Below are 13,170 nucleotides of genomic sequence, written 5' to 3' on the forward strand. Positions count from 1 at the left end.
ATACAAAACGCCCGATGCGGTGCATCGAGCGTTAGGGTGAAATAGGTGTAAACCTATTTCAGGACTAGACATGCCCGCCAATCAGGCCGGAGCAGATGTGCGGATCAGGTGATCGAAGGCGCTCAGGGAAGCCTTGGCACCTTCGCCCAGGGCGATGATGATCTGCTTGTAAGGAGCAATCGTCACGTCACCGGCACCGAAGATACCTGGAACCGAAGTCTCGCCGCGTGCATCGACGATGATCTCGCCGCGTGGCGACAACTCGATGGCACCCTTGAGCCATTCGCTGTTAGGCAGCAGGCCGATCTGTACGAAGATACCTTCCAGCTCAACGGTCACTTCTTCTCCGTTCACACGGTTCTTGTAGCGCAGGCCGTTGACCTTCTGCTCGTCGCCAGTCACTTCAGTGGTCTGGGCGCTGGTGATCACGGTGACGTTCGGCAGGCTGTGCAGTTTGCGCTGCAGGACCGCGTCGGCACGCAATTGCACATCGAACTCCAGCAGGGTCACGTGGGACACGATACCTGCCAGGTCAATGGCAGCTTCAACGCCCGAGTTACCACCACCGATCACTGCAACGCGCTTGCCTTTGAACAACGGGCCGTCGCAGTGCGGGCAGTAGGCAACGCCCTTGTTGCGGTATTGCTGCTCGCCTGGGACATTCATCTCCCTCCAGCGGGCACCGGTAGCCAGAATCACGGTCTTGGCCTTGAGGCTTGCACCGCTGGCGAACTTCACTTCATGCAGTTCGCCCTCTTTGCCGGGAATCAGCTTGTCGGCGCGCTGCAGGTTCATGATGTCGACGTTGTATTGCTTGACGTGCTCTTCAAGCGCAACGGCCAGTTTAGGGCCTTCGGTGTGCTGTACCGAGATGAAGTTCTCGATTGCCATGGTGTCCAGCACCTGACCGCCGAAACGCTCTGCCGCAACACCGGTACGAATGCCTTTACGGGCTGCGTAAACCGCTGCGGCCGAACCGGCTGGACCACCGCCAACTACCAGAACGTCGAAGGCGTCCTTGGCATTGAGTTTTTCAGCCTGACGAGCACTGGCGCCGGTGTCGATCTTGGCGAGGATTTCTTCCAGGCCCATGCGGCCCTGGCCGAACAGTTCGCCATTGAGGTAGATGCTCGGTACCGACATGATCTTGCGGTCAGTCACTTCATCCTGGAACAGCGCACCGTCGATGGCGACGTGCTTGATGTTCGGATTGAGGACTGCCATCAGGTTCAGGGCCTGAACGACGTCCGGGCAGTTCTGGCAAGACTGCGAGAAATAGGTCTCGAAATGGAACTCGCCTTGCAGGGCGCGAACCTGTTCGATGGTTTCCGCGCTGACCTTGGGTGGGTAGCCGCCTGTTTGCAGCAACGCCAGGACCAGCGAAGTGAATTCGTGCCCCATGGGAATACCGGCGAAACGCAGGCTGATATTCTGACCAGGGCTGTTCAACGAGAACGATGGCTTACGTGCATCGGTGCCGTTGTCTTGCAGGGTGATGTCTTTGGAAACACTGAGCACATCGTTCAACAGAGCCAGCATTTCCTGGGATTTGGCGCCGTCATCAAGGGACGCAACGATCTCGATGGGGCGAGTAACCCGCTCCAGGTAGGATTTCAACTGGGCTTTAAGATTGGCGTCCAACATGTGGCGACTTCCTATTTTACGAAGGTAGAAAAAACAACGCCCAGGCGATGACCGCCCGGGCGTTTTTTGGGGCGATGCGGTTTACTTGCTCAAGAGCTCAAAGCCCCTAGCCGTTTCATACGACTCAGATCTTGCCGACCAGGTCCAGAGACGGAGCCAGAGTAGCCTCGCCTTCTTTCCACTTGGCTGGGCAGACTTCGCCCGGGTGAGCAGCAACGTACTGAGCAGCCTTGATCTTGCGCAGCAGCTCGGAAGCGTCACGGCCAACGCCGCCATCGTTCAGTTCAACGATCTTGATCTGGCCTTCAGGGTTGACCACGAAAGTACCGCGATCAGCCAGACCGGCTTCTTCGATCAGCACGTCGAAGTTGCGGGAGATCTGCAGAGTCGGGTCGCCGATCATGGTGTACTGGATCTTGCCGATTGCTGGCGAAGTGTTGTGCCATGCAGCGTGGGCAAAATGGGTGTCGGTGGAAACGCTGTAGATCTCGACGCCCAGCTTCTGGAACTCGGCGTAGTTGTCAGCCAGGTCTTCCAGCTCGGTTGGGCAGACAAAGGTGAAGTCGGCTGGGTAGAAGAATACGACAGACCATTTACCTTTGAAGTCAGCTTCCGAGACGTCGACGAAAGCACCGTTCTTGAATGCGGTTGCTTTGAACGGTTTTACTTGGCTGTTGATAATAGGCATCGGTGAATCTCCTGATGGGTTGTGAATTCGATGGAGTGAAGCTTACGCACGATTGATGACAAAGGCTCATTGGCAAACCTGATGTTGCTTATTAGTTTTGCCTATCGGCGAAGCTTATTAATAGAAGAAACCTTCACGTCGCCCAGGCCCCCGGAAGGACTGCTGAACGAAACCGGCTCAATGTAACGCATCGCAGACTTCATGTCCCGCCACCCCACGTAAGCCATGAGCGACTTGAGGTCCCATCCGTTGCGATGAGCCCAGGTAGCAAACCCGCGGCGCAACGAGTGGCTGGTGTATTGATCAGCGCTGATACCTGCACGCTCGAAGGCTTGACGCAACAAGGGAATGACACTGCTGACATGTAGGCCCTCCTCGCCCAGATTGCCCCAACGATCGATGGAGCGAAATACCGGGCCACGCGCCAGGGCAGAGCAATTGACCCAGTCGATGTAAGCCTGCACCGGACACAGGCGCTGCAGGGCCGGGGTCTGGTAGGTCTTGCCGATATTGTCCCGATCACCCTTGCTACGCGGCAGGTAAAGACTGATCCCTGATTCGGGAATCGCCTTGATGTCCTCGATTTGCAGGCGGCACAGCTCGTCACTGCGAAACCCTCGCCAGAATCCCAGCAGGATCAGCGCCGCATCGCGGCGACAGCGCAGCAACTGCGCCTGATCGTGCCGTGCCAGCGCATCATTCGCCTGAGCTTCAAGCCAAGCAACCACGCGCTCAAGATCCTGCAACTGCAAAGGCTCGGCCTGCTTCTCCTGAGCGGGATGCAAGGCGCGTATGCCCTTGAGTACCTTGCGCACCATCGCGGACTTGGTCGGGTCGGCAAAACCCTGACTGTTATGCCACTGCGCCAGTGCCGACATGCGCAGCTTCAGGGTATTGACCGACAGGGTCGCAGCATAGGCCGCCAGATAGCGGGCCACACTCTCGCTGGTGGCCGGCAGAAACCCGCCCCATGTCACCTCGAAATGCTCGATGGCCGCTCGGTAGCTGCGCCGGGTGTTGTCCCGGGTCGCCGCCTCGATATAGCGATCAACGTCATTCATGACTTTACCCCCTTGTGTACTGCGCATGCTGCCTTTACCGGCCAGACAAACGTATGACACGTGATAATACGCCAATATCACGGGTTAATTAATTACAAATTCAGCGCTGATTTTCAATCTAATATAGTATGTAATTACAGGGTACATACCACAGTACGAAATCGTAGGAGACTGCATGGCTCGCGGCGGTGTAAACAAGGCGCTGGTAAACAAGGCACGGCTTGCCCTGCTCTCTCGCGGGGAAAATCCCAGCATCGATGCTGTACGTGTCGAAATGGGCAATACCGGCTCGAAAACCACCATCCACCGCTATCTCAGGGAGCTGGATGAAGCCGACACCGCGCCGCCCGCCATCAACGATGAACTGACGGATCTGGTAAGCAGGCTTGCCCAGCGCCTACAGGAACAGGCTCAGGAACGTATTGATCGGATCCGCGACGAGCACGACGCCCATCGCAAAACCATGCAGCAGGAACTCACCACAGCGCAGCAGCACATCGATGAAGTGCAAGAGCGGCTGACCCGCCAGACCGACGCTTTCGGGCAACAGAGCGCCACCCTGCTCCACTGCCAGCAGACACTGCAAGGCGAGCAGACGGAAAATGCCAGGCTGCAGCAGGCCAACAGCGACCTGGAAGCGCGCCTGCAAGACAAGGACGCGCAGATTCACTCACTGGAAGAAAAGCATCGGCACGCCCGGGAAGCGCTGGAGCACTATCGAAGCTCGATCATGGAGCAGCGCACCCACGAGCAACAACGCCACGAAGGCCAGCTTCAGCAAGTCCAGATGGAGCTGCGCCAGGCCCAGCAGAGCCTGACAATGCGCCAGGAAGAAATCACCTTATTGAACCGGGATAACGAAAGGCTGCTGACTGAAAGTCGCAACGTGACCAGAGCGCTGAACGACCAGAAGGACCTGCTGAGCCAGGCCACCCAACAAGTTGCCAGCACCCGCGAGCAGTACCAGCACTCACACACCCAATGCGCCCTGCTCGAAGAACGACTGCACACCACCCAGGACGAGAACGCCGAACTCAAGCAAAGCCTGACGGACACTCGCCAACAGAACCGCATGCTGGAGTTGCTGCTGATAAAGAAGGAAGCGGCACTGGAACATCTGCGCGAGCCCGGCGAAAAACCAAATCCGAAGAAGGCTTCGAGCAAGGCAAAGCCCGCTCGATGAAAAGCACCGCCCAACCTGCGCGACAATTACAAATAGCCACTATTTATTCATCATATAATTATTCTTAAACGTTATTTAAATAACATTTTTTATGCATATAAGCTCACTCCACATCCGAATAAATCCCTGGAAGCTGGAGCCTTGTATGCAAAAACCCACGAAACGCCTGTCTCGCCTGGCAACCGCCATCGGCCTGGGTGCTGCACTGATGTCAGGCGCATTGATAATGCCTGCCACTGCGCAGGCCGAAGGTGAAATACGGATCGCCGAACAGTTCGGCATCGTCTATCTGCTGCTCAACGTCGTGCGCGACCAGAACCTGATCGAGAAGCACGGCAAGGAAGAAGGTCTGGAGATCAAGGTCGACTGGACCCAGCTCTCCGGTGGCTCGGCGGTAAACGATGCCTTGCTGTCAGGCTCCATCGATATCGCAGGTGCCGGTGTCGGCCCGTTGCTGACCATCTGGGACCGAACCAAGGGCAAACAGAACGTCAAGGCCGTCGCTTCGCTGGGCAATTTCCCGTATTACCTGGTCAGCAACAATCCCAAGGTCAAGACCATCGCCGACTTCACGGAAAAGGACCGCATTGCCGTACCGGCCGTGAGCGTTTCCGTACAGTCGCGTTACCTGCAATATGCAGCCGCCAAACAATGGGGTGACAAGGAATATGCCCGCCTGGACAAATACACTGTCAGCCTGCCGCATCCGGACGCTGCTGCCAGCCTGATCGCCGGAGGCACCGAACTGACAGGGCACTTCTCCAACCCGCCCTTCCAGGAGCAAGAACTGAAAAACCCTGGCGTGCATGTCGTACTCAACACCTACGACCTGCTGGGGCCAAACTCGCCAACCGTATTGTTCGCCACCGAGAAATTCCGCAAGGAAAACCCGAAAACCTACAAGGCGTTCATTGAAGCCCTGTCGGAAGCTGAAGAGTTCGTGCGCAAGGATATCGGCGCTGCAGCCGACACCTACATCCGTGTCACCAAGGCCAGAATCGATCGCGCAGAACTGCTGCAGATCATCGACAAACCGGAATTCCAGTTCACCATCACCCCGAAGAACACTTACCCGCTGGCCGAATTCCTGTACCGCGTCGGTGCGCTCAAGAACAAGCCAGAGTCGTGGAAAGACTACTTCTTTCAGGATGCCAAGCCGCTTCAAGGTAGCTGACAGCCTTCACGCTGCCCCTGTCGTCCGACAGGGGTAAATCCCTTACAAAAAAGCGCTCCCGCCATTAAGCGGGGGCGCTTTTTACAACTCAGCTGTTACCAGTTATAGGTGGCACGTGCATAGTAAAACGCGCCGCTATACCCATATGGTGAAAACGTGCTGTATGCCAGGTTGCCGCCACTGGACGCAAACTCGTTCAGCTTCTCCGGGTATTCATCGGTAACGTTGTCGCCACCCACTGTGAAGACCCAGTTCTTGAGTTTGTAATCCACTGCCAGATCCAGCAGCCAGGCCGCCTTGAACGTCTGGTCATTGACCTCAGCAGCCTGATAGCTGGTGAACTCACCATAACGCACCAGGTTGGAGTGCAGCGTCCAGTTGCCGATCGTGAAATCGTTGGCCAGGGTAAGTTTGTGCTGCGGCGTGGTATCACCCAGCAGACCGATGCGCTCACGACGGTCTACACGCACCAGATTGACACCCAGTTGATCCAGCTCCGGCGGGTTGGCTTTTACGCTGGTGACCTTGGTGTGGTTGTAGTTGTAGCCCAGGGTGCTGTTCCAATCCACGCCGCCATCAAACTGATAGCGGTAGTTGGCAACCAGGTCGATACCATCGGTGCTGGTGTCGGTGGCATTGGTGAAGTAACGGACACTGGTGTAGTTGATGTCAGTGATGCCGTTAGCCTGCAAGTAGTTGGTTGCGGCGTTATTGAGCACCAGGTTGGAGGACAGCGAGATGCGGTCACGGATGTCGATACGGTAGACGTCCGCAGTCACGGTCAGGTTGTCCAGCGGCTTGAGTACCAGACCCAGGCTGTAGTTGCGGGACTTCTCGGCCTTGAGGTCTTCAGCACCCAACAGTTGTGCCACATTGCTGTTGGCCGGGAACGTACCCGCTTCCTGAATGGTGCTGCCGATCAATTGCGACGACGTGTAAGTGAAGTTCTGCTGAGCCAGCGATGGCGCGCGGAACCCGGTCGAAACACTACCGCGCAAGGCGATCTGCGGCGTGAAATCGTAACGAGCCGAAACCGAACCACTGGTGTTGGAGCCGAAGTCACTGTAGTCCTCACGACGTACAGCGGCCGAAACACCCAGCCTCTCAGTGATGTTGGTTTCCAGGTCCAGGTATTGCGCGAAGTTATGTCGCGAATAACTGCCCGCGTCCGCCGCACGGAAACCGCCAAGCCCGGAACTGCCGGTCTGGAAATAGGACTCGGCCTGACCTGCCTCGATCTGATAACCCTGATGCAGATACTCGGCACCGAACGCCACCGACACCGGATACGGCAACCATGCAGCGCTGAACTCACGGGACAGATCCAGGCTGAGCTGCTTCTGATCGTTGGTCAGCGTACCGTTATAGAACGAACGCGGAGTGGCCAGACCCAACGAGGTGTTGATGGTCTTGGTGCGCAACTCGTACGAGTTCTTGCCGTAGTTGGCAGACAAATCGTAATGCCAGTTATTGGCCAGTTCACCACGCAAGCCGGCAACCAGAGAAGTGTCCTCCAGAGTGCCGTGAATCAGTGGCAGGTAACCATTGGGGAAAATCGCAGGAATGTTGTTACCGGCATTGCTGGCCCGGTAGAACGCTGCAGTTTCGCCGCGACGCTTGCTGTAGCCGCCAAAACTGTAGAACTCGGCAGCATCGCTGAAGGTGTAACCGCCGTTGAACTGGATCTTGCCCTCTTCGGTTTCCGGCTCACCCTGACGGAAGACATGCTGGCCGTAGGTGGTAGAACCGACGCTTGCAGGGCGAAGGTCATTGCCGGCACGGTCGGTGTAGTCGTTGTTCGCGCCTTCACCGGAAAGGTTAAGGAAACCATTGCTGCCCAGGGCAAAACCGGTATTACCCGAAATATTGCGCTTGATCCCGTCACCCTTCTTGTACTGACCGTACTGAGTGGAGATCGAACCGCCGTGGTCGCCCTCTTTGAGGATGACGTTGATAACCCCGGCAATGGCATCCGAGCCGTAACGCGCCGAGGCACCGTCACGCAGCACTTCGATGTGATCGATGGCCGACAGCGGAATGGCGTTCAGGTCGGCAGGTGCCGAACCACGGCCGACCGCGCCACCCAGGTTGACGAAGGCCGAGGTATGACGGCGCTTGCCATTGACCAGCACCAGCACCTGATCCGGCGACAGACCACGCAATTGCGCAGGACGCGTCAGCTCAGCACCATCGACCAGACTCGGGCGCGGGAAGTTAATCGAAGGAATCAGGCGCGCCAGTACCGCACCCAGCTCTCCAGAACCGGAATTGCGCAGGCTGTCGCCGGAAATGACATCGATGGGTGACAACGAAGCGCTTGCAGTGCGCTCCTGAGCCCGCGTACCGGTCACGATGACCGTATCGAGCGTCTTGCTTTCTTCCTTGGCCTCCTCGGCCAGTGCTGCGGCGCTCCAGGTTCCGGCAGTCAGCAAATTGGCTGACAAAATGGCCGTCCCCAGCACGTGTCGTTTAAAGCTCCCCATACCGCTCCCCTTTTAAATCCCTGACCCCAGGCCTCTCTGCCTGGGTAACAACGAGCGATCCGTGCGGCGGACGGTAGCGTTCATCGATATGTAAATTAGGTTCTCCGGTGGTCCGATGCCTTATAGCTTAATGCCATTAACTGTAAGTTTTTAAATACCATTAATGCATAAGAAGCTACAAATGCGTTTTCAAGCGCACAAGGTAGGGGCGAATTTATTTGAGGACAGGGATTTTCGCACCAAAACGGGGATTTTTGGGGCGATCGCGGGCAAGCCCCCTCCCACAGATTGGGAAGGGGCTATATTTTACGGTGCCGGGTTGGGTTGTCCGACATGGATGGCTTCGATACCGGCAACCACTTCATCGGAGAGCGAGACATCAATGCTCGCCAGGTTGACGGCCAGTTGCTCAAGGGTGGTTGCACCGATGATATTGCTGGTCACAAACGGGCGACTGGTGACATAGGCCAGGGCCATTTGTGCCGGGTCCAGACCGTGCTGGCGAGCCAGTGCCACATACTGCGCAGTAGCACGCACGGCCTGCGGATTGTTGTAACGCTGGAAGCGCTCGAACAGCGTCAGTCGACCATCGGCCGGACGTGCGCCATCAAGGTACTTGCCCGCAAGCACACCGAACGCCAGTGGCGAATAAGCCAGCAGACCGATCTGCTCGCGAATCGCGATTTCCGCCAGACCGATCTCGAAGCTGCGGTTAAGCAGGTTGTACGGGTTCTGGATGGAAACGGCACGCGGCAGGCCGTGGGTTTCGGCCAGGTGCAGGAAACGCTGGGTACCCCAGGGAGTTTCGTTGGACAGGCCGAAATGACGAATCTTGCCCGCCTTGACCAGATCGTTCAGCACCGACAGGGTTTCTTCGATCTCCACCGCCGAATCGTCCGGGTCATGCTGATAGCCCAGCACACCGAAGAAGTTGGTCTTGCGATCAGGCCAGTGCAGTTGATACAGGTCCAGATAGTCGGTGTTCAGACGCTTGAGGCTGGCCTCCAGCGCTGCGGTGATATTGGCGCGATCCAGGCGCGGGTTGCCATTGCGGATATGCTCCATGCGGCCAGGACCGGCCACCTTGCTGGCCAGCACCCAATCCTTGCGATCACCGTACTTCTTGAAGTATTCGCCGATGATGCTTTCGGTCTTGGTGTAGGTTTCCCCACGTGGCGGCACCGGGTACATCTCGGCGGTGTCGATGAAGTTGACGCCAGCCTTTTTGGCCAGCTGGATCTGCTCGAAAGCCTGGGCTTCGGTGTTTTGCTCGCCCCAGGTCATGGTGCCCAGCGCGATGGCGCTGACCGAGATATCGGTCTTGCCCAATGAACGAAATTGCATCGATGTCTCCGTCTGGTTCAGATAAAAACGAGCGCACTTTGGCGCCTGGCAAAGAGGCCCTATAAAACGCCCTCAGCCCGGGAGCTGCAAGTGTTTTGTTGGTGTCCGCCGGCCAACACCTGCATGGCAGAGCGCTTAGCGATAGCCTTCGGCCTGCAGATCGAACAGCGTTGCGTAGTGACCACCGGCTGCCATCAGACTGTCGTGATCGCCACGTTCCAGCACCCGCCCCTGTTCCAGCACCACGATATGCTCGGCGTTGCGCACGCTGGAAAAACGATGGGAGATCAGCAACGTCATGCGCCCTTTGGCGTACTCGCGAAAACGATCGAATACCGCGGCTTCCGCCCCAGCATCCAGCGCAGCGGTCGGCTCATCGAGAATCAGAATGTCGGCATCACGCCGCATGTAGGCGCGGGACAAGGCGATCTTCTGCCATTGCCCGCCGGACAGCTCCTGACCGCCCTTGAACCAGCGCCCCAACTGGGTCGCATAGCCCTTGTCGAGCTGCGCAATGAAAGATGCCGCCATTCCCTGAGAGGCCGCCTCCTTCCAGCGACTCTCGTCATCGAAGGCAGTGATATCGCCCACACCAAGGTTTTCGCCCACCAGAAACTGATAACGGATGAAATCCTGAAAGATCACCCCGATACGGGTACGCAAGGCATCTTCGTCCCACTCCTGCAAATCGCTGCCATCGAGCAGGATGCGCCCCTGATCCGGCCGATAGAGGCGAGTCAGCAACTTGATCAACGTGGTCTTGCCCGAACCATTGGCACCCACCAGCGCAACGCTGCGACCGGGCGCCAGGTGCAAGTCGATATTCTCCAGCGCCGCCTGACTGGCACCCGGATAGCGGAAGCTCACCGCTTCGAAACGCAAGCCATCGCCAGGCGTAACCCCTCTGGTCAGGCTGCCTGAAGCTGGCTGGACCGGCTGCCCCAGGTATTCGTAGAGATCCGCCAGATACAACCCATCCTCGTACAAACCGCTGATGGCCATCAGGCTACTGCTCACAGCGGTCTGCCCCTGTTTGAACAGCACCAGATACATGGTCATTTGCCCAAGTGTGATACGTCCGTGCACGGCATCGACAATCACCCAGGCATACGTCAGATAGAAAGCCGCAGTGCCCAGCAAGCCCAACAGGAAACCCCAGCCATCGCGGCGGATAGTCAACTGTCGGTCTTCGGCATACAGACGCTCGAAGGTGTCCCGGTAGCGCTTGAGCAACAGCGGCGCAAAACCGAACAGTTTGACCTCCTTGATGTGAACCTCATTGGAGAGCAGCGCTTCGATGTAATTCTGCTTGCGTGTTTCAGGGGCACGACGCGCAAACAGCCGGAAGGCATTGCCCGAAAAATGCGCCTCGGCAAAGAACACCGGCAATGCACCCAGCACCAGAATCAGCAGAGCCCAGGGCGAAAAATGCACCAGCAATACAGCGAAGCCCATCAGGGCAATCAGGTTCTGCATCAAACCCAGGGATTTGGTCACCAGCGCCAGCGGCCGCACCGACGCCTCGCGCCGGACACGCACCAGCTTGTCGTAGAACTCCGAATCCTCGAACTGCAGCAAAGAAAGAGTCTGTGCCTTCTCCAGAATCAGGGTGTTGACCTTCTGCCCAAGCTGCACCCGCAGCAAGGCCTGCTGAACCGATAACGCCCGTTGAGCGGCGGCCAACAGCGCCAGCACGCCCGCTTCAAGCAAGACATAACGCAAGACCGGCCACAGCGGCGCATCGCCAGTGGCCGTATTGAGTTCGATGGCAGCCAGTACCGAGTCGACGATGCGCTGGCCCAGCCAGGCAGCCAGTGCAGGCAACAGACCGGCAATCAGGGTCGCCAGCACCAGCCCGAGGGACAAGGCTCGTGAAGTGGTCCAGACTAGCTGCATGGCACGGACTGCCTGTTGCAGAAAGGAAGTCAAACGAGAGACAAAGGACATGCGTACAGAAACTCTTGAAACAGAAATGGATTGAGAGCAGGCCTGATACCACAAAACCGCCCCGGCCCAACGTGAAAAAGAGGCACATCATGCACGATGCTTACGACCTGCAACGCTTCGTCGAGGCTCAGGAGCCGGTTTTCCGGCAGGCACTGGCCGAACTCGAAGCCGGCAGAAAGCGCAGTCACTGGATGTGGTTTGTATTTCCGCAGATCAAGGGCCTGGGACGCAGCGCCATGGCGCAGCGCTATGCCATCAGCGGCCTTGATGAAGCGCGAGCCTATTTGCGGCACCCGCTGCTGGGGCCGCGCCTGGAGCTGTGCGCAACAACCATCGCGCCTCAGGTCCAGCGTTCGGCGCGACAGATTTTCGGCTCCCCGGATGACCTCAAGCTGCATTCAAGCATGACCCTGTTTGCAGCCGCGGCACCGGAACACCCCTTGTTCAAGGAAGTGCTGGACACCTTCTTCGATGGTGAACCGGACGCCATGACCATTGAGAAACTTCAAGCCTTTCCCTGACGCTTCAAACGCCTGCCGAAGAGCGCTGTATACAGCGCTCGCGTCGCTCATCGACGCGCTCGGCAAACCAGGCCGTTGTCAGCTTGCGGGTAATCTTCGGACTTTTCAGGACAATGCCGGGCAGTACGGCACGGGGCAGCGGCTTGCCCTGGGTCTTCTGGGCCAGCTCGAAGACACGGGTGTAAAGCCGGGTTTCCTCGAACTCGAACGTGTCACCCTGCTTGAGCTGGTTCCAGATGGCCGAATTGCTCATGTCCAGACGAGCACCCAAGGTGCGAACTGCAAGTTCCGTCGAGCCCGGCGACGTCGAATCATAGCGAATCAGGTCGCCATCCAGCGCCAGCTCGATCCCCGTGGCACGGCTGACCGCATTCTGGAAAGCGGCATTGCGACTGGCGTACCAGCCGGCATTGAAATCCGCGAAACGGTAGATCGACTGCGTGTAACTGGCCGGGTAACCCAGCAGATGGGCAATACCGAAGTACATGCCGCCGCGACGGGTGAAGACTTCCCGGCGAATGGAACCATCGACCGCATAGGGATAATTGGCCGCCTGCTTTTCGGCAAAGGCAATGCTGACCTGCATCGGCCCGCCCGTGCGCACCGGATTGAAATTGCCGAACAGCGTCTGTCCAAGCGGCACCATGCCGATGAAGTCATCGAAAATGGCGCTCAGTTCCTTCTCGGTACGAGCCGCATCCAGCCGAGCGCCATAGGTTTTACCACTGGGCGAACGGATCCGCAGGGCTGCATTGACCAGCGCCGCCGGGATATGCAGCCGCGAGGCACGCCGGTCGATCTCGGCACGGGCGATCTTCGCCATTCCCGGCACTGTCGGATCAACCTGATAAGTGGATTCCTGTTCGGTCACCGCCAGCACGGAACACAGGTTCTCGGTGGTCAGATCGATTCTCTGCGCCACGAACGCGGCATAGATATCGCCTGCCCATTCCTGACGATCCGGAGTCTTGGGCGGCATCAGGCGCACGATCTGCGCCCGCGCCTGATCGGGGCTCAACTCCGGCTCTTGAACCCGCTGGCTGCTGCATCCGGCAAGCGCCAATGCAAGGCTCATCATGAGCGTTCCAGACTTCACTCCCTTCAATTGCTTACCTCTCTCGATAC

Annotated in this window: 10 protein-coding genes; 3 read left to right on the forward strand and 7 right to left on the reverse strand. The window is 57.8% G+C overall.

Annotated features, from left to right (window positions below; all coding sequences use genetic code 11):
• Positions 1–81: 81 nt before the first annotated feature.
• The 3 genes from ahpF to K5D32_RS14580 form a co-directional block, all read right to left on the reverse strand.
• On the reverse strand, positions 82–1,644 hold the full coding sequence (gene ahpF, locus K5D32_RS14570) for an alkyl hydroperoxide reductase subunit F (protein WP_025259929.1): 1,563 nt from the start codon (positions 1,642–1,644) through the stop codon (positions 82–84).
• A 124-nt stretch (positions 1,645–1,768) separates the two neighbouring features.
• Positions 1,769–2,332 (reverse strand): alkyl hydroperoxide reductase subunit C, encoded by a 564-nt coding sequence (ahpC, locus tag K5D32_RS14575; RefSeq protein WP_025259928.1) that lies wholly within the window; start codon positions 2,330–2,332, stop codon positions 1,769–1,771.
• Positions 2,333–2,433: 101 nt separating this feature from the next.
• Positions 2,434–3,393, reverse strand: a complete 960-nt coding sequence (locus K5D32_RS14580) for a site-specific integrase (RefSeq protein WP_221593720.1) — start codon at positions 3,391–3,393, stop codon at positions 2,434–2,436.
• Between the two features lie 175 nt (positions 3,394–3,568).
• On the opposite strand from K5D32_RS14580, the gene K5D32_RS14585 reads away from it, so the two are divergent.
• Both K5D32_RS14585 and K5D32_RS14590 read left to right on the forward strand, forming a co-directional pair.
• Positions 3,569–4,576 carry a DNA-binding protein gene (locus tag K5D32_RS14585; RefSeq protein ID WP_221600739.1) on the forward strand — a complete coding sequence of 336 codons (1,008 nt, stop codon included), beginning with the start codon at positions 3,569–3,571 and terminating at the stop codon, positions 4,574–4,576.
• A 145-nt stretch (positions 4,577–4,721) separates the two neighbouring features.
• On the forward strand, positions 4,722–5,750 hold the full coding sequence (locus tag K5D32_RS14590) for an ABC transporter substrate-binding protein (RefSeq protein ID WP_221600741.1): 1,029 nt from the start codon (positions 4,722–4,724) through the stop codon (positions 5,748–5,750).
• A 95-nt stretch (positions 5,751–5,845) separates the two neighbouring features.
• Here the strand turns inward: K5D32_RS14590 and K5D32_RS14595 are convergent, their stop codons facing one another.
• The 3 genes from K5D32_RS14595 to K5D32_RS14605 form a co-directional block, all read right to left on the reverse strand.
• Positions 5,846–8,233: a TonB-dependent siderophore receptor gene (locus K5D32_RS14595; RefSeq protein WP_221600743.1), complete on the reverse strand. Its 2,388-nt coding sequence runs from the start codon at positions 8,231–8,233 to the stop codon at positions 5,846–5,848.
• Positions 8,234–8,539: 306 nt separating this feature from the next.
• Positions 8,540–9,577, reverse strand: a complete 1,038-nt coding sequence (locus tag K5D32_RS14600) for an NADP(H)-dependent aldo-keto reductase (protein WP_201002142.1) — start codon at positions 9,575–9,577, stop codon at positions 8,540–8,542.
• A 135-nt stretch (positions 9,578–9,712) separates the two neighbouring features.
• A complete protein-coding gene (locus K5D32_RS14605; RefSeq protein ID WP_221600745.1) occupies positions 9,713–11,524 on the reverse strand; it encodes an ABC transporter ATP-binding protein in 1,812 nt (603 codons plus the stop codon).
• Between the two features lie 89 nt (positions 11,525–11,613).
• Between K5D32_RS14605 and K5D32_RS14610 the strand changes: the two genes are divergently transcribed.
• Complete coding sequence (locus K5D32_RS14610) at positions 11,614–12,045, forward strand: DUF1810 domain-containing protein (protein ID WP_221577379.1); 432 nt, start codon at positions 11,614–11,616, stop codon at positions 12,043–12,045.
• A gap of 4 nt (positions 12,046–12,049) precedes the next feature.
• Here the strand turns inward: K5D32_RS14610 and K5D32_RS14615 are convergent, their stop codons facing one another.
• Positions 12,050–13,123 (reverse strand): DUF1615 domain-containing protein, encoded by a 1,074-nt coding sequence (locus K5D32_RS14615; protein ID WP_198728901.1) that lies wholly within the window; start codon positions 13,121–13,123, stop codon positions 12,050–12,052.
• Positions 13,124–13,170 lie beyond the last annotated feature (47 nt).

It is taken from the genome of Pseudomonas cichorii (assembly GCF_019719005.1).
GTDB lineage: Bacteria > Pseudomonadota > Gammaproteobacteria > Pseudomonadales > Pseudomonadaceae > Aquipseudomonas > Aquipseudomonas cichorii_E.

Bases quoted from the DNA above. Each gene is read 5' to 3' on its own strand.
- ahpF (WP_025259929.1), bottom strand. From the start codon at position 1,644: ATGTTGGACGCCAATCTTAAAGCCCAGTTGAAATCCTACCTGGAGCGG.
- ahpC (WP_025259928.1), bottom strand. From the start codon at position 2,332: ATGCCTATTATCAACAGCCAAGTAAAACCGTTCAAAGCAACCGCATTC.
- K5D32_RS14580 (WP_221593720.1), bottom strand. From the start codon at position 3,393: ATGAATGACGTTGATCGCTATATCGAGGCGGCGACCCGGGACAACACC.
- K5D32_RS14585 (WP_221600739.1), top strand. From the start codon at position 3,569: ATGGCTCGCGGCGGTGTAAACAAGGCGCTGGTAAACAAGGCACGGCTT.
- K5D32_RS14590 (WP_221600741.1), top strand. From the start codon at position 4,722: ATGCAAAAACCCACGAAACGCCTGTCTCGCCTGGCAACCGCCATCGGC.
- K5D32_RS14595 (WP_221600743.1), bottom strand. From the start codon at position 8,233: ATGGGGAGCTTTAAACGACACGTGCTGGGGACGGCCATTTTGTCAGCC.
- K5D32_RS14600 (WP_201002142.1), bottom strand. From the start codon at position 9,577: ATGCAATTTCGTTCATTGGGCAAGACCGATATCTCGGTCAGCGCCATC.
- K5D32_RS14605 (WP_221600745.1), bottom strand. From the start codon at position 11,524: ATGTCCTTTGTCTCTCGTTTGACTTCCTTTCTGCAACAGGCAGTCCGT.
- K5D32_RS14610 (WP_221577379.1), top strand. From the start codon at position 11,614: ATGCACGATGCTTACGACCTGCAACGCTTCGTCGAGGCTCAGGAGCCG.
- K5D32_RS14615 (WP_198728901.1), bottom strand. From the start codon at position 13,123: ATGATGAGCCTTGCATTGGCGCTTGCCGGATGCAGCAGCCAGCGGGTT.